This window comes from Halarcobacter mediterraneus (assembly GCF_004116625.1).
In the GTDB taxonomy this organism is placed as follows: domain Bacteria; phylum Campylobacterota; class Campylobacteria; order Campylobacterales; family Arcobacteraceae; genus Halarcobacter; species Halarcobacter mediterraneus.
Genome location: NZ_NXIE01000003.1, coordinates 271,062 through 292,656 on the forward strand (window position 1 = coordinate 271,062; position 21,595 = coordinate 292,656).

General features: G+C 27.3%; 27 protein-coding genes. 7 read left to right on the plus strand and 20 right to left on the minus strand.

Annotated elements, in window-relative coordinates:
* Positions 1-113: 113 nt before the first annotated feature.
* Together CP965_RS08810 and CP965_RS08815 are read left to right on the plus strand one after the other, a co-directional pair.
* Positions 114-848, plus strand: a complete 735-nt coding sequence (locus tag CP965_RS08810; protein WP_129061723.1) for an OmpA family protein — start codon at positions 114-116, stop codon at positions 846-848.
* 3 nt (positions 849-851) lie between these two features.
* Complete coding sequence (locus CP965_RS08815) at positions 852-1,265, plus strand: hypothetical protein (RefSeq protein WP_129061724.1); 414 nt, start codon at positions 852-854, stop codon at positions 1,263-1,265.
* Positions 1,266-1,269: 4 nt separating this feature from the next.
* Here the strand turns inward: CP965_RS08815 and CP965_RS08820 are convergent, their stop codons facing one another.
* The 9 genes from CP965_RS08820 to CP965_RS08860 all read right to left on the minus strand — a co-directional run bounded on the left by CP965_RS08820 (position 1,270) and on the right by CP965_RS08860 (position 7,272).
* Positions 1,270-1,473 carry a hypothetical protein gene (locus CP965_RS08820; protein WP_129061725.1) on the minus strand — a complete coding sequence of 68 codons (204 nt, stop codon included), beginning with the start codon at positions 1,471-1,473 and terminating at the stop codon, positions 1,270-1,272.
* A gap of 2 nt (positions 1,474-1,475) precedes the next feature.
* The gene (locus tag CP965_RS08825; RefSeq protein ID WP_129061726.1) at positions 1,476-1,703 is read right to left on the minus strand and encodes a hypothetical protein; all 228 of its coding nucleotides are present in this window, start codon (positions 1,701-1,703) and stop codon (positions 1,476-1,478) included.
* Between the two features lie 34 nt (positions 1,704-1,737).
* Positions 1,738-2,145 (minus strand): ester cyclase, encoded by a 408-nt coding sequence (locus tag CP965_RS08830; protein ID WP_129061727.1) that lies wholly within the window; start codon positions 2,143-2,145, stop codon positions 1,738-1,740.
* Positions 2,146-2,153: 8 nt separating this feature from the next.
* A complete protein-coding gene (gene rimK, locus CP965_RS08835; protein ID WP_129061728.1) occupies positions 2,154-3,059 on the minus strand; it encodes a 30S ribosomal protein S6--L-glutamate ligase in 906 nt (301 codons plus the stop codon).
* Positions 3,059-4,174, minus strand: coding sequence for a peptidase M42 (locus CP965_RS08840; protein WP_129061729.1), 1,116 nt, complete (start codon positions 4,172-4,174; stop codon positions 3,059-3,061). Before CP965_RS08840 ends, rimK begins: the two co-directional genes overlap by 1 nt.
* Positions 4,175-4,221: 47 nt before the next feature.
* Positions 4,222-4,467, minus strand: a complete 246-nt coding sequence (locus CP965_RS08845) for a hypothetical protein (RefSeq protein WP_129061730.1) — start codon at positions 4,465-4,467, stop codon at positions 4,222-4,224.
* Positions 4,468-4,722: 255 nt separating this feature from the next.
* Complete coding sequence (locus tag CP965_RS08850) at positions 4,723-5,172, minus strand: low molecular weight protein-tyrosine-phosphatase (RefSeq protein ID WP_129061731.1); 450 nt, start codon at positions 5,170-5,172, stop codon at positions 4,723-4,725.
* On the minus strand, positions 5,169-5,891 hold the full coding sequence (locus CP965_RS08855) for a carbon-nitrogen hydrolase family protein (protein WP_129061732.1): 723 nt from the start codon (positions 5,889-5,891) through the stop codon (positions 5,169-5,171). Before CP965_RS08855 ends, CP965_RS08850 begins: the two co-directional genes overlap by 4 nt.
* Positions 5,866-7,272, minus strand: coding sequence for a phosphomannomutase/phosphoglucomutase (locus tag CP965_RS08860; protein ID WP_129061733.1), 1,407 nt, complete (start codon positions 7,270-7,272; stop codon positions 5,866-5,868). Before CP965_RS08860 ends, CP965_RS08855 begins: the two co-directional genes overlap by 26 nt.
* Before the next feature lie 73 nt (positions 7,273-7,345).
* Here CP965_RS08860 and CP965_RS08865 point away from each other — a divergent pair, with 73 nt between their 5' ends.
* Both CP965_RS08865 and CP965_RS08870 read left to right on the plus strand, forming a co-directional pair.
* Complete coding sequence (locus CP965_RS08865; protein WP_129061734.1) at positions 7,346-8,026, plus strand: response regulator transcription factor; 681 nt, start codon at positions 7,346-7,348, stop codon at positions 8,024-8,026.
* Positions 8,016-9,332: a sensor histidine kinase gene (locus CP965_RS08870; protein WP_129061735.1), complete on the plus strand. Its 1,317-nt coding sequence runs from the start codon at positions 8,016-8,018 to the stop codon at positions 9,330-9,332. The genes CP965_RS08865 and CP965_RS08870 overlap by 11 nt, the downstream gene beginning before the upstream one ends.
* Here the strand turns inward: CP965_RS08870 and ccoG are convergent.
* Complete coding sequence (ccoG, locus tag CP965_RS08875) at positions 9,325-10,662, minus strand: cytochrome c oxidase accessory protein CcoG (protein WP_129061736.1); 1,338 nt, start codon at positions 10,660-10,662, stop codon at positions 9,325-9,327. The two genes, CP965_RS08870 and ccoG, sit on opposite strands and share 8 nt — an antisense overlap.
* A gap of 83 nt (positions 10,663-10,745) precedes the next feature.
* On the minus strand, positions 10,746-11,003 hold the full coding sequence (locus tag CP965_RS08880) for a hypothetical protein (protein ID WP_129061737.1): 258 nt from the start codon (positions 11,001-11,003) through the stop codon (positions 10,746-10,748).
* A gap of 111 nt (positions 11,004-11,114) precedes the next feature.
* Between CP965_RS08880 and CP965_RS08885 the strand changes: the two genes are divergently transcribed.
* A complete protein-coding gene (locus CP965_RS08885) occupies positions 11,115-11,744 on the plus strand; it encodes a LysE family translocator (RefSeq protein ID WP_129061738.1) in 630 nt (209 codons plus the stop codon).
* A gap of 21 nt (positions 11,745-11,765) precedes the next feature.
* Here CP965_RS08885 and CP965_RS08890 read toward each other — a convergent pair whose 3' ends face one another.
* Positions 11,766-12,998 carry a glutamate-5-semialdehyde dehydrogenase gene (locus tag CP965_RS08890; protein ID WP_129061739.1) on the minus strand — a complete coding sequence of 411 codons (1,233 nt, stop codon included), beginning with the start codon at positions 12,996-12,998 and terminating at the stop codon, positions 11,766-11,768.
* A gap of 111 nt (positions 12,999-13,109) precedes the next feature.
* Positions 13,110-13,424 carry a thioredoxin gene (gene trxA, locus CP965_RS08895; protein WP_129061740.1) on the minus strand — a complete coding sequence of 105 codons (315 nt, stop codon included), beginning with the start codon at positions 13,422-13,424 and terminating at the stop codon, positions 13,110-13,112.
* A gap of 138 nt (positions 13,425-13,562) precedes the next feature.
* Here trxA and CP965_RS08900 point away from each other — a divergent pair, with 138 nt between their 5' ends.
* Positions 13,563-13,919 carry a winged helix-turn-helix transcriptional regulator gene (locus CP965_RS08900; RefSeq protein WP_129061741.1) on the plus strand — a complete coding sequence of 119 codons (357 nt, stop codon included), beginning with the start codon at positions 13,563-13,565 and terminating at the stop codon, positions 13,917-13,919.
* A gap of 10 nt (positions 13,920-13,929) precedes the next feature.
* Here CP965_RS08900 and lpoB read toward each other — a convergent pair whose 3' ends face one another.
* From lpoB to CP965_RS08915, 3 genes are read right to left on the minus strand one after another with little or no spacing between them, the layout of a single operon-like run.
* Positions 13,930-14,538, minus strand: coding sequence for a penicillin-binding protein activator LpoB (gene lpoB / locus CP965_RS08905; protein WP_129061742.1), 609 nt, complete (start codon positions 14,536-14,538; stop codon positions 13,930-13,932).
* Between the two features lie 9 nt (positions 14,539-14,547).
* Positions 14,548-15,891, minus strand: a complete 1,344-nt coding sequence (locus CP965_RS08910) for a COG3014 family protein (RefSeq protein ID WP_129061743.1) — start codon at positions 15,889-15,891, stop codon at positions 14,548-14,550.
* A gap of 1 nt (position 15,892) precedes the next feature.
* Positions 15,893-16,867 carry a YhdH/YhfP family quinone oxidoreductase gene (locus CP965_RS08915; RefSeq protein WP_129061744.1) on the minus strand — a complete coding sequence of 325 codons (975 nt, stop codon included), beginning with the start codon at positions 16,865-16,867 and terminating at the stop codon, positions 15,893-15,895.
* A gap of 118 nt (positions 16,868-16,985) precedes the next feature.
* On the opposite strand from CP965_RS08915, the gene CP965_RS08920 reads away from it, so the two are divergent.
* Positions 16,986-17,333 carry a winged helix-turn-helix transcriptional regulator gene (locus CP965_RS08920; protein ID WP_129061745.1) on the plus strand — a complete coding sequence of 116 codons (348 nt, stop codon included), beginning with the start codon at positions 16,986-16,988 and terminating at the stop codon, positions 17,331-17,333.
* A 336-nt stretch (positions 17,334-17,669) separates the two neighbouring features.
* Here CP965_RS08920 and CP965_RS08925 read toward each other — a convergent pair whose 3' ends face one another.
* From CP965_RS08925 to CP965_RS08940, 4 genes are read right to left on the minus strand one after another with little or no spacing between them, the layout of a single operon-like run.
* Complete coding sequence (locus tag CP965_RS08925) at positions 17,670-18,359, minus strand: ABC transporter permease (RefSeq protein WP_129061746.1); 690 nt, start codon at positions 18,357-18,359, stop codon at positions 17,670-17,672.
* A 3-nt stretch (positions 18,360-18,362) separates the two neighbouring features.
* Complete coding sequence (locus CP965_RS08930) at positions 18,363-19,259, minus strand: NAD(P)H-dependent glycerol-3-phosphate dehydrogenase (RefSeq protein WP_129061747.1); 897 nt, start codon at positions 19,257-19,259, stop codon at positions 18,363-18,365.
* Positions 19,260-19,262: 3 nt separating this feature from the next.
* Positions 19,263-20,690 carry an Asp-tRNA(Asn)/Glu-tRNA(Gln) amidotransferase subunit GatB gene (gene gatB / locus CP965_RS08935; protein ID WP_129061748.1) on the minus strand — a complete coding sequence of 476 codons (1,428 nt, stop codon included), beginning with the start codon at positions 20,688-20,690 and terminating at the stop codon, positions 19,263-19,265.
* A 10-nt stretch (positions 20,691-20,700) separates the two neighbouring features.
* Positions 20,701-21,555: a peptidylprolyl isomerase gene (locus CP965_RS08940; protein ID WP_129061749.1), complete on the minus strand. Its 855-nt coding sequence runs from the start codon at positions 21,553-21,555 to the stop codon at positions 20,701-20,703.
* Positions 21,556-21,595 lie beyond the last annotated feature (40 nt).

Consider the following 21,595-nt stretch of genomic DNA (forward strand, 5'->3'; position numbering starts at 1 on the left):
TATAACTTTAAAATTAAATAATAATTTATAGAAATAAGTAATTTATGGATATGTTTCAAATACTTTTGATTAAAAATAAGATAAAATAACTAAATTTTCCACAAAGATAGAGTATGAGTCCAGGTAAAAAAATATTTTTTTTAATTTTATTTCTTATATTACTAATTATTTTATGTGTAACTACTCATTTAGACTCCTTACACAAGAAAGTATATCCTGAAGCTTTTGAAGAACCTATTACAACAACACCTATGCTAAAGGAAGAGAGTATTCAAAAGAAAGAAGAAATAGTCCCACCTTTAGAGAAAGATAAAAGTCTTGCAGTTAAAGAAAAACCTAAAAAAGAAGAGATAAAAATACAAAAAGAAGAAAAAGAAAATACTATTTTTATTGAAAAACCTGATACTCCTTTAATAACTACAGATAAGAGATATAAAAGAACAAGAGCAGAAAAACCTATTGAAGAGATGTCTCTTGATAGTCAACTACTACAAATAAGAATCAGAGACTATGTTACAAAATATCCTGTTGTTTTTAAAAAATCTAGTAATGAACTTACACAAAAAGGCTTAACAACTATAAGTACAGTTGTTAAAATCTTAAATAACTATCCAAATATTAAAATAGAAGTTGCAGGACATACTGATGCAGCTGGTTCTAAAAAATATAATTATAATGTATCTGTAAATAGAGCAGTTGAAGTAAAAAAACAAATGATTGAATATGGCTTTGATAAAAACAGAGTAAAAGCAAGAGGATATGGAGAATATATTCCCCTTGTAGAAAACTCTCCAAGTGGATATTCAAAAGTAAATAGAAGAGTTGAGTTCAATATAGTAGAGGAATAAAAAGTGGTAGAAATAGCATCTCAAATAGTTTTATGCTTAATAATAGCAGCTGTAATAGGATTTTTTATTGGTTTTATTGCAGGGAAAATGGTAGGAGAAAAAAATCAAAGTACTATTTATAGTGCAAATACTGTCTCAAATGTTGGAGCTCAAAGTAATATTTACAATAAGCCCATAATTAGAAGTGCTCCAAGACCCATGGGAAAAGACTCCCTACAGCAAATTGAAGGTATTGATAAGAATATAGAAGTAAAACTAAATGAACTTGGTATCTTTCATTTTGATCAAATCTCAGAATGGTCAGAAAAAAACTGTAAATGGGTTGAAGAGTATTTAAAACTTGAAGAGAATCAAATTTCTAATGATAACTGGTTAATAGAAGCAAAAAATCTATCAAGAAACCCAAAAATTAGATGATGAATTAATCTTCATCATCTAAGTCATAATTATATATATCGTCATAATCATCATAATCTACAGTGAAAATCTTTTGATACCCTAACTTTTGTAACTCAATATCAACATTTTCCTCTGATAGTCTATTTTTTACTTTTTCCATAATTAAGTCAATATGCTCTTCTTTAACATCATTTGCTCTTAACTCATAAATAAATGACTCTAACACTTTTATTTCCTTGAAATTAAAATATCCGCTAAGGTTACCACATCTTTTAAAGTAAGCCTTGCTGTTCTTGAGACTACATCTTCCAATGTTAAGTTATTTTCTAAAATTAGATTAATAGCTCCCATATAATCCCTTCTTAGCTTTATACAACTTGCTATATCATAAATAGTTTTCATAATAGGGTTTTCTAGTTCATAATTGCCAATAAAAATATCATAATAGTTTGCCAATATATTTCCTTATAATAAACAATCTACTATAAATCTATTTTTGCAACTGTTTATATAAGGTTGCTAAATCACCAAGAACCCAAATATCAACTATTTTGTTATCTTTAAATTTAAAAAAAGAAGCCCCATTATATTTGATTCTATTATTAGTAGCTTCAAATTCAAAAAGTTTTCCTTTATGAGTTCCATTATAAACTGCTCTTACTGCTATTTTTGAGTCTTCTTCTATCATTACTTCTATTCCATGATAAAGATTAGGAATTCCAGTTATAACTTTATCCATATACTCTTCAAACTCTTTTTTACCTTTTGTTTGAATGTTCAAAGAACCATGAAACTCTATTTCATCATCAAAAAGAATATCAATATACTCTTTATTATGTTTATTCCAAAGTTCTTCATAGTACTCTTTTACCATTGTTTTATAAGATTTTATTTTCACCTTTTTACCTATAAATTATTCTTACTTTTTTTATTTTCAATTGTTGAATTGTTTTCTATATATTCAATAATCAAAGATGCAATATCAACTTTTGAAGCAGTTTCAATTCCTTCTAAGCCTGGAGAAGAGTTAACTTCTATTACAACCGGACCTTTTTGTGTTCTTAGGATATCAACTCCTGCAACACTTAATCCAAGAACTTTTGCTGCTTGTATTGCTAATCCTTTCTCTTGATTTGAAATTTCAACTAAACTTGCAGTTCCTCCTCTATGTAAATTTGACCTAAACTCTCCATCAGGGGCTTGTCTTTTTATTGAAGCTACAACCTTGTCTTCAATTACAAAGCATCTAATATCAGCTCCTTGTGCTTCTTTTACATATTCTTGAACTAAGATATTTGCTTTTAATTCCATAAAAGCTCCAAGAACACTCTCTGCTGCTTTATTTGTTTCTGCTAGAACTACCCCTAAACCTTGAGTTCCTTCTAATAGTTTTACAACTAAAGGTGCTCCGCCTACCATTTGAATTAAATCTTTTATATCATCAGCAGAACTTGCAAAGCCTGTAATAGGTAAAGCAATATTATGTCCTGCTAAAATTTGCATTGATCTTAATTTATCCCTTGATCTTGTTATTGCAATAGATTTATTTAGAGTATAAACGCCCATCATTTCAAATTGTCTTACAACACTAGTTCCATAAAATGTAACATCCGAACCAATTCTTGGGATAATAGCATCAAACTCATCTAATATTCTTCCCTTATAATGAATTTTAGGGTTATTTGATGTAATATTCATATAACAAGAAAGAGTATCAATTACCTCTACTCCATGCCCTCTTTGTTCACAAGCCTCTATTAATCTTTTTGTTGAATATAATTTTTCATTTCTTGATAATATCGCTATTTTCATTATTCACTTTCATCTTTAATTAAAATATTTTTTAAAATATACAATACACTTTTTACAGACCTTACACTCGCTGTTTCTTCTACTGTATGGTAACCAGTAGTTGGTATTTGTAAAGTTGTTCCTTGAATTGAGCCTTTTGACTCTTTTACTATTCTTCCTAACTCTGTACTTCCTAAAGAAAGCAAAGGAAGGTTTTGCTCACTTAAAATTTTATTTTTCTCTTGTATATAACTATCTTTACAAGAGAAGTTTATGTTATTTTTATGACAAAAATTTTTTAGTATTTTTAACAATGGAGATTTAAACCTTGCATTTGCATCTCTATTTCTTAAAACAACATCTTGAAGTTCTGCTTCATTCCTAGTACTATAAGGACTTGTATCTAAAACTAATAATTCAGAAGTAGTCAACTCATTTTTTTTAAACCAATCATATACAAACCTCCAACTTCTTCCTGCCTCTTCTTGTGCAGTAAAAAATGCTGTTCCTTGATATCCACTTTTATACAAATAAATTATAATAGCAGCGGAGATAACATTATCTAGCTGAGCAGAAATCAATTCTTCATCAATATTTAACTTATCTACAAAAGCAACTGGAGTACCCGGTAACAAGTGTTCTAAACCATCAATTTTGAACATTAAGTTATTTATCTGTTCATTCATATAGACTTCATTTATCTGCCCTATTCCTAGATAACTTCCTGACCAAGGTTCATATGCTTGAACTTGTTGGTTTATAAATCTAGATGCAATAGTTTGATAAGTTTGTTCAGATACTGAATTTCCCTTTAAATCTGTTCTATTTTTACTTTGAAATGCTGCAAATTGAAACTCATTTGGACCAGTGCACACTAATCCATGCCTATCAATATGTGCACTTAACATTCCATCATTTGGTTCACTTCCTTGTGAAACTAAAATACCATCATAATAAAATGTTTTAATCCCTAATTCATCTAGTTCTCTTTTTAAATATAAGAAAAATGAGTGTTCATAACCAATTACAGATGGTACTCTTATTAACTGTTTTAAAGTATCTAGAAAAGAAGTGAAGTTTTCAATATTTGATATTAATTCACTTGATTTTTTAATAGATAGCTTCTTAAATTTCATTTTTATGCCTTAAAAAAAAGTGTAGAACAAGGTGTGTTACAAGTAATTTAGTTTAGTTCTTCTTTTGAATTCTCTAATGCTTCTTCAACTTCTGATTGGCATTCATATAACTTTGTCTCACATTGAGAACTACACTCATCATAAGAATTTTCTTTTTCTTCACATTGTGTTAAACAATCATCATATGCTTTTTCACATGATGCAAATTTATCTTCTAACGTATTTTCAACATCTATATTTGCATTTAATATTGAAAAAGATAAAAAAGCTAAAATAGCAATTTTTTTTATCATTTATTTGTCTCTCCTAAATATAAGACTAAAAGTACTTAAGAGCTTAAGTACAACAATATTTTCTTTGCCTTATTCTACTTTGAAATTATAAATCCAAAAACTGCTAAATAAACTGAAAATTTTCTTAAAGTACTGCTATATAGTCTCTAAGTGGCTTTTTTTGAGCTTTTTTTAGAATTTTTTTTTAATTGTAATTTTGATTTTTTTGTTAAAAGAATAGAAAAAAAGTTAAATTTTTAATAAAATTTAACTTTTTTATATGTTTTTTATTTCGTTAATAAAATTTTTAGTACAAGTATTTATCATTGAAAAGACTTTGTCAAAGCCTTCAAATCCATTAAAGAAATATGGGTCAGGAACATCTTCCCCCTCATATCCAAAGTCTCCTAATTTAAAAACCTTTTTGCAGCCAAGTTTTTTTAGATTTGAGACATTAGAATCATCAAGTCCAATTACATAATCAAACTTTTCAAAATCTTCTATTTTTATTTGTTTTGCCCTTTGCCTTGAAATATCAATACCATTTTGATGTGCAACTTTAATAGAATTTTCACAAGGTGCTTCACCTATATGCCAACTTCCTGTTCCTGCACTTTCTATATAAATATCAAGTTTTTTATTTCTAATATACTCTTTTGCAATTCCTTCAGCTAAAGGAGACCTACAAATATTTCCTAAACAAACAAAGATTATAGACTTACTCATTTTTTCTTTAGTCCAATATCAATATATTTTCTAATCTTTTTAATTTCAGAAAGTTGCATTTCATGTTCTATTTTGTCTTTTGAATCATCTCTAATTTCTTCTCCCCAAGGAGTAATTATTCCACTTCCTTTTGCCATATTATCATCCGCAGCATTTGCTGCTAAAACATAACATTGGTTTGCAACAGCTAAAGCTTTTGTCATAGTTTCAAAGTGATTTTTTCTTTTAATCCCCCACATTGAAGGATTTAAAATCAAATCAGCACCTAAAACTTTTAACCAATATTTAGGGAATCTAACTTCAAAACATATTAATGTTGCTACTTTAAAACCATCTATATCTATGATTTTCATATTATCTAGTTTCCCTTTACTAAAATAATCAGGTTCATCCCCTAAAGGAAATAGCTTATGTTTTGATTGGGTATGAATTATTTTTTTATTATGAAAAATATATAAAGTATTAAAAAAATCAATATCTTCTTTTTCTATAAGTGTTATTGCAATAGTTTTATTCTCTGAATATTTTTTTAATTTTTTTATTGCTTTTTGAGCAAACTCTGCTGCTTCATCCATTCGTTCATATGCAAAACCAGTAAGGCATACTTCTGGTGCTAAGATAAAAGATCCATCTTCACAAGAATTAATTAAAGTCTTTAAGTTTTTTAAATTTTCTTTGAAATTATCACTTGTTTTAGTTTGTAGTGCTACTAAGTTCATTTTTTGCTTCTTTTATTAAATTATTTAATTGTTTTTCATACTTTTTTGCTTCATTTTCATCAGTTGATTCAAATCTTGTCACAAGTACTGGTGTTGTATTTGAAGCTCTAACTAAGCCCCAACCTTTTTCAAAAATAACTCTTACTCCATCAACATCAATAATATCCTTGATTTTAGGAAAATCTTTTGGTGGATTTTGTAAAAGTTCTTTTAATTTATCCATCAACAAAAACTTTTCTTCTTCACTTGTTTCAACTTTTATTTCTTCTGTAGAATATGTTTTTGGTAAAGCATCTATTTCTTTATCAATATCCATACCATTTCTAATAAGTTCTAAGACTCTAAAAGTTGCGTATATTGCATCATCAAAGCCATAATATCTATCATTAAAGAAAATATGTCCTGAAACCTCAGCAGCTAAATGAGCATTTACTTCTTTTAATTTTACCTTTAAGTTAGAATGCCCTGTCTTATACATATAAGCTTTTCCTCTTTGATTTATAAGATCATACATAACTTGCGTACATTTTACTTCACCTACAACTACAGGTTTTTCTATATTTTTAGAAAAAAGCAATGCCATTATGTCACCTTTTACATTATGTTTTTTTGTTAAAAATGCAATTCTATCTGCATCTCCATCATATGCAAAACCATAATCAAAGTCACCTTCTAGTTTCTTCTTAATATCATGTAAATTTTCTTCAACACTTGGGTCTGGATGATGATTAGGGAAAGTGCCATCAGGTTCACAATATAAACCTTCATAGTTTAACTGCAATTTATCTAAAATTTCTGTTAATACTGTATCTGCAACCCCATTTCCACAATCAATAATAACCTTTTCTTTCATCGCTTTTAAAGAAGCAAATTCTTTTAATATAAAATCAATATATAAAGATTTCACATCTATTTCATAAGCTTTATCATTGTCTTCAATATCTATATTTGAAGCTATTATCTCATTTCCTAAAGAGTAAATATCTTCTGCAAAAAAAGGCTTTTTATCAAATGTTATTTTAAAACCATTATATTCACTAGGATTATGACTACCTGTAATCATAATTGAAGCACTGGGAGTTACTTTTTCATTTTCTATATTAAATGTCTGATAATTTGCAAAATAGTTTATTCCTGTGGCAACCATTTGCATATTTAAGACTTTACAACCAGCGGCATTTAGTCCACTTGCTAAATAAGAGAAAAGTTCAGGAGAGTGAGTTCTTGCATCAAAACCAATTGCAATAAAAGATTTCTCACCAAACTTTTCAAAAACTCTTTTTCCAAAAAAGTATCCTATAAGTTTTACAGATTCTTTATTTAACTCACTTCCAACAATACCTCTAATATCATACTCTCTAAAGATTGATTGATTTACCATATAAACCCTTGAAAAAATTTTGAAAATTATAGCAATTATTCAGTAGTAAAGAAATTAAGAGATATAATAAAAGATGCAAAAGGAATTAACAAAAAACATAAAAATATTATATGTTGAAGATGATGATATTGCTCGAGAAAATGGAATAGAATACCTTGAAAACTATTTTGATAAAGTTTATGAAGCAAAAGATGCCTTAAGTGCTTTAAAAATTTATAACCAAGAAAATCCTCATATAATAATCTCTGATATTCAAATGCCAAAACTAAATGGTTTAGAATTTATAAGAAAAATAAGACAAAAAGATAAGCAAACACAGATTATCATTCTTTCTGCCTTTTCAACAAAAGAGTACTTATTTGAGGCTATTGAGTTACAACTTGTAAAATATCTTACAAAGCCAATTTGTGAAAATGAATTAAAAAAAGCTCTTGAAATATGTATTAATACTTTAAAAAATAATGAGTCAAATATAATACATTTAGATAATCATACTATCTTTGATACTTTTAACCAAGTTTTATTAAAAGATAAAGAGATTATAAAACTAAGAAAAAAAGAGTTAGATTTATTGTCACTTCTAATTAAAAATAAAAATAGATTTATCACTTATGAAGAAATTGAAAATTTTATTTGGCAAGATAGTGCTATGACAAAAGATGCCTTAAAAACTCTAATTAAAAATTTAAAAACAAAAATACCAAAGGACTTAATACTTAATATCTCTAAATTAGGCTATAAAATTGAGCTTTGATGATTTTAATATTCTTCTTTATGGAATAATCTTTGGAATTGTTATTATGACTATTGTTTATACTTTTATTAGGTATATTTACTCAAAAGAATTCTTTTATATCTCATATTGTCTTATGCAAATTTTTTCTCTTATTTATATTTTAGCTTATAGTTCATTATTTAATATTTCTCATTATATAGAACAAATTTCACTCTTATTTGCAACTTTACTTGCTTTAGTGTTTGCAATAAATTTTTATGAAGGGAAGTTTATTCCAAAAGTTAAAACCTTTAAAGAACTAATAATCAATACTTTGCTTTTAAATATAGTAATATTAACTGCTTTTTATCACTATATTTTATTTGAGTATCTTCCTTTTACAATTATTTATGCCATTTTATTTATTTCTGTTATTTTTAATTTAAAAAATGCAGGTCCTACACTTATTTATAGTGCGGGATGGTCTATTCTTTGTTTTACACTTTTTATTTTGGATTTTAAAAACTTTTATGAAGAGAAAGGATTTTTAGATATTGTTCTTTTAGCCTTTGCTATTGAAGCTATTTTATTCACTTTTTCTGTATCCCATAAATATAACCGTTTGGAACAAAAAAATGAAGATTTTGAACAAATGCTTTTACAACAATCAAAAATGGCAGAAAGTGGAAAGATGATAGCTAATATTGCCCATCAGTTTAGGCAACCACTTAATAATCTTTCATATATTTTAATCAATATAAAAAATAGACTAGAAAATAAAAAGCTAGATATAGATTATTTTAATAAAAAATATTATCAAGCTAAAGAACAAATCGAGTTTCTCTCAAATACTATAGAAGAATTTAAAGAGTTTTATACTCCTTCAAAACAAAAGGAAACTTTTTTAGTAAAAGAAGCTATTGAAAATAGCCTTTATATTTTAGAAGAAGACTTGAAAAAACGAAATATTCAATATGAAATAAGTTTTTTAAAAGATGAAAATATAAAAGTTTTTGGAAGTAAAAACGAACTTTCACAAGTTATATTATCTCTTGTATCAAATGCTAGTGATGCTTTAAGTGATATAGAAAAACCTTTTATTAATATAATTATTGATTCAAATTCTGCTGATGTTAGTATTCATATAAAAGATAATGGAAAAGGCATAAATAAAAAAATACAAGAAAAGATATTTGAACCTTATTTTACAACAAAAGAAAAAGGAACTGGATTAGGATTATATTTATCTAAATTAATTATTGAAAAAAGTTTTAAAGGAAAAATACAAGTAGTTTCACAAAAAGAAGGTTCTTTATTTATCCTTCTTTTTGAAAAAGCTATTTAAGCAAATCTTTTCTAGGATAAATAAAAGACAATTCTCTTTGAACTTTTATTTCTTTATTCTCTTTTGCATAAATATTTATTTTTACTTTATATGCACTATCTTTTTTATTTGTAGTTTTTAAAGCTTTTGAGGTTTGTAAGATTAATACAGTTTTTAGTCTTTGTTTTCCTTGCAGTTTAAGTGGTCTATATCTTTTTATTTTGAAACTAGAATCAAGAATTTCTATATCAAAGGTATACTCTTTTTTATTTGTATTATGAATTGTTAAAACATAATTGTTTGTAACTGTATTTTCTTTTATTCCATAAAGTTTTGTAGTTTTATTTATATTTACTAAAAAATCTTCTTTTTCTCCTGTAAAATATAAAGCAAAGGCTAAACATAAAAATAAAGATACTATATAAACAAGATTTTTTAAAGAAAATAAAGGAGAGAGTTTATTATTTATTACTTCATTTGTACTTTCCCAATAAATCAAAGACTTTTTGCCAAGTTTCCCCATAACAGTACTACAAGCGTCTGAACATTCAAGACAGTTTATACACTCAACTTGCAAACCTTTTCTAATATCAATATGAGTAGGACAAATCTTTACACAAGCTTCACAAGTGGTACACTCTTCATTTCCACTCCACTGTTTAATATTTAAAATAGACTTTTCTGAGTTTTGGTAAATTTCTCCTCCCCTATTTGTATTGTAAACAACTTGTTTTGTGTTATTATCATAAAGAGTAGATTGTATTCTTGAATAAGGACAAGCAAAGGTGCAAAAATCTTCTTTCATAAAAACAATATCATAAATAAGAAATAAAGCTGTACTAAGAATAAACATTATCATAAAAAAATGTTCTAAAGGATTTTGAAGATATAAAAAGAAATCCTCAGGAGGAACAAAATACCACATAAAATTTATTGAAGCAAGTAAAGAAATTATGCCCCACAGGAATAAAGAGATATATTTTTTTATTTTAGTAGAGTTTTTTGAGTAATCAAGCTCTTTTTGCTTATTTTTAATTCTTCTAAGACCTAATATTTTTGACTCAATTAAATCTCTATAAATAACCCTAAAAATAGTTTGAGGACAAGCCCAACCACACCAAACTCTACCAAAAATAGATGTCATTGCAAATATTCCAATAAATAAAAACATTAGTAAAAATGGCATAACATATAACTCATTCATATTAAAAGCAAGTCCAAGAAAATGAAATTGCATTTTATCAAAAGATAAAAGAAGAAGATGGTTACCATTTATCTTTATAAAGGGCATTACAAAAACGATTATTGTGATAAAAAGATAAGTAAAATATCTTTTTTTAGAAAAACTCATAATTAAACTCCTAGATTTTTATATCTAGAAGTTTAAAAAGAAAAGGTGTTCATTTAGTGGTATTATTTTATAAAGCTTTATTTTCAGTCTTTTAAAGCTTCTTCTCTTGCTTCCTTATCAAGTTTATCAAATCTTTTTAATAAGGCTTCTATTCCATAGAAATGCCTAAAATATAAAGTAAAGAATCCAAAACCTAAGATAGTAGATAAAGTATAACTATTTCTATACATTAAAAATTCATAGGTTTGTAAACATATGGTAATTAGAAGAAGTACCATAAAAAAATATTGTCCAAACTTTCTAAAAAGCTCAAATTTTCTTGTCTTTTTACCTATTGTCATAATTTTCCTTGGTTTTGATATTTAGTATCAATTATAGTTATACTAAGCTAAATATACTATTAATTATTATAAAGTATCTTTTTAATATAATTGCTACTTAGGAGAGTTATTATGATTGATATCACATCTTTATATATGTTTATTATTGCTTCTTTTTTATTATGCCTTGCTCCCGGACCAGATAATATCTATGTTTTAACACAAGGAATAACAAAAAGTAAAAAAGCAGCAATTGTTACAACCCTTGGACTTTGTTCTGGTATTATTATTCACACTTCTGCTGCTGCATTTGGAATATCAGTTATTTTCCAAACATCTGAACTTGCTTTTAATCTTGTAAAATATATTGGTGCAGCATATCTACTTTATATTGCATATCAAGCTTTTAAACATAGAAATGAAAAATTAGACTTGTCAATTCAAGATTCAACAAAAGAGTTGAAAAAACTTTATATAAAAGGTTTTGTTATGAATATATTAAACCCTAAAGTATCTATTTTTTTCCTTGCCTTTTTGCCTCAATTTGTAAATACACAATTAGGAAATGTACCAATGCAAATGATTATTTTAGGTTTCATATTTATGGCTTTAACGATAATAGTTTTTTCTTTAATTGGAATTGCAGGTAATGTATTAAGCGAAAAGTTAGTAAAAAACCCTAGTATTTCTAAAGTACTAAATATTCTTACTTCTTTTGTATTAGGTAGTCTAGCTATAAAATTAGCTTTGAGTCAAAGATAACAAAATAAGATAGGAAGATTCCTATCTTGTTTGACCGTTTCCATAAACTTTATATTTAAAAGTTGTTAAGTCATTTATTCCCATTGGACCTCTTGAGTGAAGTTTATTTGTAGAAATTCCTACTTCTGCCCCAAGACCAAAAGCTCCACCATCAGTAAATCTTGTACTTGCATTTGCATAAACACAGGCAGCATCTACTTCATTTAAAAACTTATTTACCATTGAATAGTTTTCACTAATAATTGCTTCAGAATGCCCTGAACCATATTTTGAAATATGATCAATAGCTTCATCAATATCATTTACAATCTTTATATTTAACTTATTTGCTAAATACTCAGTATCATAATCTTCATGTGTAGCACATTGAATATCAATATACTTTCTTGTTAAATCACAACCTTTAAGCTCTGTTCCGTACTTTTCATAAGCTTCATGTAAAGGAGGTAAAATATAACTTGCTATATCTTTATGTATAAGTAAAGTTTCCATTGCATTACAAACACCTGGTCTTGAACATTTTGCATTTAGAGCAATTTCTATGGCTTTTTGATGATTTGCATCTCTATCTAAATATACATGACACAATCCTTTATCATGTTTAACAACTGGAACAGTAGAGTTTTCACTAACAAATTTAATTAAAGCTTCTCCCCCTCTTGGAACTATTAAGTCTACATACTTATCTTGTTTAATTAAATTTGCAACCCCTTCTCTACTTGAATCAGGTAATAATGATATTGCTTGCTCTGGTAATTTGTTTTTTGCTAAAACATGTCTTAGAATATCAGCAATTGCTTTATTTGAGTTTTCTGCTTCTTTTCCACCTTTTAAAACACAAACATTTCCACTTTTAAAACAAAGTGCTGCTGTATCACTAGTAACATTTGGTCTACTTTCATAAATTATTCCAATTACTCCAATAGGGATAGATACTTTTTGAATATTTAAACCATTTTCCGTAACCCAACCATCAAGAGTTCTTCCCACTGGTTCTTTTAAAGAAGCTATTTCTCTTATAGCTTTTGCCATTTCATTTACTCTATCACCTGTAAGAAGAAGTCTGTCTAAAAGAGCTTCATCAAGGTTTCCTAGTCTTCCTACGCTCATATCTTTTTCATTGCAACCAATAATATAATCACAATTTTCGATTAAAGCATCTGCCATTTCATTTAAAATTCTATTTTTTATTTCACCACTAAGTGTAGCTATTTGTTTACTTACTTTTTTTGATTCTTCTAAAAACTGTTGCATCAATTTTCCTAAATTGTTTTTGATTTGGTATTTTATCTAATTTTAATTATGAAGTTATAAAAAAGAAAGAGAGAAAAAGAAGTAGTTAGATACTACTTCTTTATATTTTGATTATAGTGAGTTTATTTTATCAGCTAATGCTTGTTTAGATTGTGCACCAACTAAAGTATCAACTACTTCTCCGTCTTTCATAAATACAATTGTAGGAATTGATCTTACTCCATATTTAACCGCTAAATCTTGTTGCTCATCTGTATTTACTTTACAAATATTTGCTTTTCCATCAAAGTCTTCTGCTAATTCATCAATAACAGGAGCAAGCATTCTACAAGGTCCGCACCATGGAGCCCAAAAATCTACTAAAGATACACCTTCTTTTACTGTTGCATCAAAATTATCATTTGTTAATTCAATATATTTACCCATAAATTATCCTTTTATTTTTTTGTAAGAGTATATTAACTTAATAGTAAAATATTGTCAAGTATGTACTATTTAGTACTATAGTTACTTTTAAGTTCCTATAAAACTTTTTTTCTTTATAATAAATTAAAAAGGTTCAACATGGAAGCAAAGATTTACAACTGTTTTTTTCAACTTGCAACAGATATGATTGGAGGAAAATGGAAAGGTATGGTTCTTTGGGCTTTAAAAAAAGGTGTGAAAAGAAATGGAGAACTTAAAAAACTAATACCATACATTAGTCAAAAAATGTTAACTCAACAATTAAGAGAACTAGAAGATGTAGGAATTGTAAAAAGGATTGTTTATCCAGTCATTCCTCCAAAGGTTGAATATGAATTAACAAAAGACGGTGAGAAACTAATTCCTATTTTACAAAAACTCCATGATTGGGGTAAAGAGTATGCAAAAGAACATGAAATAAATTTAACAAAAGATGCAAATTGTGTGATTGAATAATCACACAATTCTACCAAATTACACTATCGTTTGAACCAACTTTTTCAATAATAGTTTCATCTTCCCAAATAGCTAAACCTGATTCTATATTTGTTAAAGTCATTTGAAAATAATATTCAACATATTGATCATCATCGTCTGTTCTAGATACTCTTTGTAAAATTTCACCTGATAAAGATAAATTAGGAGCATAAAGAGTATGTTTTTTTGCAATTGTATCTTGTCTAAACTCTTCATTCCCTCTTAATTTTCTTACTTCTTGTGCAGTATCATCTCTTTGGGTTCCTAGGGCTGTTGTTACTATTGCTTTTCCTGATTTCAAAATAGCAACTCTAATCTTTTTAGTTAACATTTTTACATTAACTCGCTGTGTTGTATCATTCAATATATCACTTATCATAAGAACTGATTTATTTGTATCATTTCTATTTAAGGTCCCACTTTCAAGTAAAGATTTGACCATATTACTAGCTGCTTTTTCAAAGTCTCTACTATCTAATCCTAACGTTATAGGAGATTTCTCTTTTGTTCCTTCTCCTACATAATGACTTTTTGTAGAGCAAGCTGTAAAAAACACTATTAAAAAAATTGTTACAACTAAAAACCTTATTTTTTTCATTTTTACTCCTTAATATAAAATACTATGAACAGTATTTTTCCCTCTAATTTCAGATTTTATATAGATAATGGCATTTTTTCCCTTAGGAATAGAAATTAATTCAATTATATTTTCATTGTCATCTTTTATAATAATAGGATTTTCTTTTAATTCTATTCTTTTACTTTCAAAAGATTTGGGAAGATTATTCCATATTCTTACATCTGCTCTTGTTGTTAATCCTTGATACATAATAGAAAGAAAGCTTCCTAAAGCATCTGATTTCCTTTGAAATTCATACTGTGCTAAAGTTTTTGTTAATGAATTTAAAATTGCCTGCGAAAGAATAAGAGGAAACTCTTTTTTAAACTCTGTTTTTATAATAGTATCCATACTGCAAATTTCTATAGTTTTTTGATTTTTTATCTGTAGATAATCATAAGAATAATTTCTTTCTTTCAAACTAGGAAGAGCAATAGCAGTATAAAGAACTCTATTACTAACTAAAAATAAAGGAAGGTCTAATCTTTTTTCTTCCTTATATATTCCTTGCCCATTTTCATATATAAGCCAAAGATAATTAGTTGTATCTTTTTCATTTTTTAAAAATCTTTCATTTAATAGGTAATCTTCTTTTATTTGCTTATTATCTGGATTCATTTGTAATGATTCTTTAAAAAGAGTTCTTGCTTTTTGATAATCCTTTTGTAAAAAGAAATAAATACCAGCAAGATATGAAGAAAAAGGATTTATAAAATTAGGGTAAGCTTGAAAATCACTTAATAAATTCTTATACTGACTATATACTATATTTTGGCTTTTTGGGTTTTCTACAAGTTTCTTAATAGTTTGAGATTCTTGTTTATAAAGTTGTTCTTTTTTCTTTTTAATTTCATCTTCAAAAAATTCTTTTGCTCTTCTTTGTCTGTCTAAAGTTCGGTTAAACTCCACCCTTGCATTTGAATGGTCACCTAAACTAGCAAAATTTAATGCTTTATAAGTATTAACCATTATTCTTTCATAAATATTTCCCTCATAAGCATTTATATTGTTATTTACAAGAACCTCTTTTGTTCCTTGAGAAATATTTTTCAAAGTATTTTGAATATCTATTTTTTTATACTCTTGTTCTGCTTTATCAAAAAATTCATTACTTCTTTTGTAATCTTTACAATTTCTTGCTAAGGAACCTCCTTGAAGGCTCCAAAATAAAATATCCTCATTATCTTCTATTTTTTCATTAATTATTTCATAATTACAAGAGTTAGAAAGAAATACTTTATCCAATTCTCTCATTGTTTGATTGTGCCCCGTAATTGCTACACAACCGTTAAAAAATAATACAATAATAAATAAAAGAATTGAATTTTTCATCTTATATTTTAACTAAATACCTTCCTACTGCTTTTCCTTGTAGTAATTTATCATAAGCTTCTTTTATTTCTTCTAAGCTAATTTCTGTTGTTAAATTTTCTAGTGTATCTATTGCAAACTCATTAGCTAATTTTTCCCAAGCTTTAATCTTTTTTTCTATTTTACATTCAACTGAATCAATTCCTATAAGTCTAACTCCTCTTAAAATAAAAGGAAATACATTTGTATTTAATTGAAAGGAAGAAGTTAATCCACAACAAGTAGCAACTCCATCATATTTTACTATTTTTAAAGCTTCAGCTAAAATATTTCCACCAACAGTATCAATAACTCCATCATACTTTTCACTCCCCATTGGTCTTTTGTTTTCAATATCAAAATCATTTCTTAGAATTACTTCAGAAGCTCCAAGCTCTTTTAAAAATGGAATTTTATCTTCTTTCCCTGAAATTGCAGTCACTTCAAATCCAAGCTTATTTAAAATACTAACAGCAATACTTCCAACCCCTCCTGTTGCACCTGTTACTAAGATTTTCCCTTCTGTAATACCATTATTTAAAAGTTCATTTACAGATAAAGCTGCTGTTAATCCTGCTGTTCCATAAGTCATAATCTCTTTATCACTTATTCCTACAGGAATATTAACTACCCATGAAGCTGGTACTTTTACATATTCACTATGTCCACCATTTGTATTCATTCCTAAATCATAGCCAGTAACAACAACTTTTTCTCCTTCTTTAAATTTTTCACTTGAACTTTTTTCAATTGTTCCTGCTAAATCTACCCCTGTAATATGAGGAAAAACTCTTGTTACACCTGGATTACCTATTGAACTTAATGCATCTTTATAGTTTAAACCAGAATATGAAACCTTTATTAAAACTTCATTTTCTTCTAAAGTTGGAATTTCAACTTCTTTAACTCCACAATGAAACTTTTTTTCTTCAACTTTTTCTACTACTAATGCTTTCATTTATTATCCTTTTTATTTTATTAGTAAAAGTCTAACTAATATATGTTATAATTACAAGAACATACAAAAAAGATATGTACTATCAAAAAAGATACCATATGAAAAGATGGAGTATTAGATGACAAAAAAAATTGAAACTGAAGAAAAAATTGAAAAATGCCCTGTTGAAACTGCTCTTGATATTTTAGCAGGAAAGTGGAAAATTTTAATTTTATGGTATTTAAGAAGAGAAACTTTGAGGTTTAGTGAATTGCAAAGAATGCTTCCTAAAGTTACTCAAAAAATGTTAGTTCAAAAACTAAGAGAGTTAGAAAAAGATGGAATAATTCATAGAGAAGTCTATCCTATAGTTCCTCCAAAGGTTGAATACTCTTTAACAGAATATGGAGAAACTTTAAAACCTATACTAAAACAAATGTATCTTTGGGGAGAAATTCATAAAAAAAAGTTAAATAAAAAATTTTAGAAATAGAAATATCCCAGTAGATATTATTAAAACAATAGTAAGTATAAGTTCAAATGGAATAAAGCTCATACCTAATAAAGTATGGGTTCCTTTATTTCTTCTTTGAATATATTGTTCAAATCTTAAAAAAGGGTTGCCAAATATTCTATTTAGTATATAACTAATCAAAGTAGCCGCTATAAAACCATACAAATAATAAATCTGATTTTCAGACAAGATTTCTTGTGCAATAATGATAAATGCCAAGTAGAATATAAATATATAATTAATCATGATAATCCTTCTTATTATTATAAAAAAGCTATCTTTAGAGGCTACTTAATATAAGTAATATTATTATAATTTGTTATTTTTAATTGAAAAGTAAACAATTGAACTTATTCCTGCACTTGAGAGTGTCATTGCCATTATCATAATTTGATATCTAACTGCAACCAAAGGATCAACTCCTGATAAAATTTGTCCCGTCATCATTCCCGGCAAAGAGACTAATCCTACAGCAAGTAAGGAATTTATTTGGGGTATCATACAGGCTTTAAAAGCTATTTTTCTTGCTTCAAAAAAGTTCGTTCTTTCTATTTCTTTTTCAAATCGCTCAATTGCCAAGGATAAGGCATTCATTGTACTTGCAAAAACCATTCCTGCAATGGGTATGACATATTGAGGTTCATATATTTTTTCTAACTGTAAAATAAAATAAACAATTAAAAGTAAATTTATGAAACTTGATACAAAAACTGATAAAACTATCTGTTTATAATGAGTAATACTTTTATCTTTTGTATTTCGTAAAGTAATCCAAGAGCTTACAAAAAGCATAAAAAGAAGTATACCTATTCCTATTTTTATATCATCTGTTTTAAAAATAAAAACTAATAGATATCCTATAATTAAAAGTTGTATTAGCATTCTAAGAGTTGAAATAAGTATATCAGTTTTATCATTTGTCCATTTATAATAATAAAACCAAACAAAAAATAAAGGAAGAAAAATCAAAGATAAATTAAAAAATGAGATAGTTTTCATTTTCTAACTTTTAAGTAAATCCTTAAGACTATCTTGAGCACTTTTACCTTCAAGAATAAGCTTAACTTCATTTGCGATAGGAGTATAGATTTTATACTTTTTTGAAAGTTTGTGTATTGCTTCTGAAGTTTTAACACCTTCTGCAACCTCTCCAAGCTCTTCTAGTATTGTTTTTAAAGCTTTTCCTTGTGCAAGTCCGAGTCCAACTCTAAAATTTCTACTAAGTTCGCTACTTGCAGTTAAAAATAAATCCCCTGCACCACTAAGACCTATAAAACTTGATTTTCTTGCACCAAACTCTTTTCCAAATCTTTGCATCTCAACAAGCCCTCTTGAAATAAGTGAAGCTCTTGCATTATTTCCTAGTTTTAAACCTTGACAAATTCCACTAGCAATTGCAATTACATTTTTATAAGCTCCACAAACTTCTGCCCCAATTACATCATCTGAATAATATGTTTTTAAGAATCTTGGAAACATAGGAGAAACTTCTTTATATAACTTTCTTGATTTTGAGTTAATTACAATAGCAGCAGGTAAAGCTTGCATAACTTCACTTGCAAAAGATGGTCCTGAAATAAATCCTATATTTTTTCTAGGAATAAACTCTTCATAAATTTCATTTAAAAATTCACCTGTACTTGCTTCAATACCCTTTGCTGCAACAAGTATTTTTTGTCCTGAAAAAACAAAGTTTTCTTGTAACCATTCTCTAATTTCTTGAGCAGGAATAGCAATAACTAAATATTCACAATCTAAAGCAGTTTGTAAGTCTACAAAATCTTTAATATCTCTTTTTGTTCTTGAAGTTATTAAACATTTTTGATTTTGGCTAAGGGCAAAATGAAGTGCTTGTCCCCATTTACCTGCTCCTATTACTGCAATAGATTTTTCAGCCATAAATTATCCTAATCTTTGTTTTAAAAGTTCATTTACTTTTTGTGGATTTGCACTACCTTTAGAAGCTTTCATAGTTTGACCTACAAAGAATCCAAACAGTTTGTCTTTTCCACCTTTGTATTGTTCTACTTTATCCTCATTTGCTGCTAATATTCCATCAATAATTTTTAAAATAGCTCCATCATCAGATACTTGTTTTAATCCAAGTTCATCAATAACTGCATCAATTTCTGAATCAGGGTTTTTCATTAAGTAATCAAGTACTTCTTTAGCTGCTTTTCCAGAGATAGTTCCATCTTCAATAGCTTTTACAACACCTGCAAGTTTTTTAGCATCTACTGGAGAGTTTTCTAAAGTCATTCCCTCTGTAAATCTTGCAGGTAACTCAACAGTTAACCATGTTGCTGCATTTTTACCAGAAATTCCTTCTTTCATCATTTCATCAAAGAAATTTGCAGTCTCTAAAGAAGCAGTAATAACTGAAGCATCATACTCTTTAATACCAAAGTCATTTACAAATCTTTGTTTTTTTTCATCTGGAAGCTCTGGGATTTTTGAATATTTTTCCATCATTTCATCTGTAATTATAAGAGGTAAAAGGTCTGGGTCTGGGAAATATCTATAATCAGCAGCATCTTCCTTACCTCTCATAGATCTAGTTTCACCTTTTTCTGGGTCAAATAGTCTTGTTTCTTGTACAATTTCCGTATCGTGAATTCCATCTTCCCAAGCTTCAATATGTCTATTTACTTCATATTTAATTGCTTTTTCGATGAACTTAAATGAGTTCATATTCTTAATTTCACATCTTGTATATAACTTATCATCACCTTTTGGTCTAATTGATACGTTAACATCACATCTAAAACTTCCTTCTTGCATATTAGCATCTGAAATTCCAAGGTATCTTACAATTGAATGAAGCTTTTTAAGATATAAAATAGCTTCTTCTGCTGTTCTCATATCTGGTTCAGAAACGATTTCAAGAAGAGGTGTTCCTGCACGGTTTAAATCCACATGAGAAACAGAACCAGCATGGATATTTTTCCCTGCATCATTTTCTAAATGAGCTCTTGTAACTCCAATAGTTTTACTTGTTCCATCTTCAAAATCAATTACTAATTCACCAAGTCCTACAACAGGAACTTCAAATTGAGAAATTTGATAACCATTTGGTAAGTCTGGATAAAAATAATTTTTTCTATTAAAAACTGACTTTTTATTTATTTTTGATTTAAGTGCAGTTCCTAACATAATTGCTTTATGTACTGCTTCTTTATTTAATACTGGAAGAGCTCCTGGAAGTCCTAAACAAGTTGGGCATACATTTGTATTTGGTTCTTCTCCAAAACTTGTTGCACAAGAACAGAATAGTTTACTTTTTGTATTTAGTTGAACATGTACTTCTAATCCAATAATAACTTCAAACATCTATTTCCTTTTATCTTACTATTTTTATATCAGCTGATAGTTTTAGTTTTTCAAAATAATCTTTTAAATATTTTTTCTCTCTATCTTGCATTACTATATTAAATATTCTATCTCTAACATTTTCAAATGCGATAATATCTTGATTTTCTTTATGAGAAATAAATAAAGATACATAATGTTTATCTGAAGTAAAGATAGGAGTAAATTTATTTATTGCTGTCTCATTTAAAATATATCTTAATTGAGGATTTAAATTAGATTGGTCTAAATCTACTGGAGCTTTATTTACTCCTTGAATATTTAACATAGGATTTGTTCTAGCTTCTTCTAAAGCTCTTCTATCTTTTGATGAATATTGGATTGCTTTTACTTTTGATGCTGTTTTAAACATATTTTTATTATTTTCATAATAAATTTTCAAGTCCTCTTCTGTAGCTACTTTTACATTTCCTCTAACAAGTTTATTTGTTAATTTCTCTCTTAAGATTAATTGTCTTGTTTTTTCTTCATATGCTGCATAATCTTTATATTGCTGCCTAATAATTGATTTAAATTCATATAAATCCATTCCATTAGAAGCCGCAAGTTTTTCTAAATAGTTATTAACATCAAAAATATCTGCTGTAATATTATTGTCATCTACTAATTGATCAAATAAAACCTCATCAATAAGTTGACTTACTGCTTTATCTTTGCTTATATTAGCTTGGGCTTTTCTTTTTTCAATATCATAAAGTGTAATTGGTTCATCATTTACAACTAGTGCTATTGCATCAACTAATTGCTGCGCAAATGATAAAGAAGCAAAAGTTACTAAAGCAAGTAGTATTTTCTTAACTGAAAACAAGTTTCTCTTTCCATCCATTATTTCATCCTTTTGTAGCTATTAAACTTAAGTTTAATGT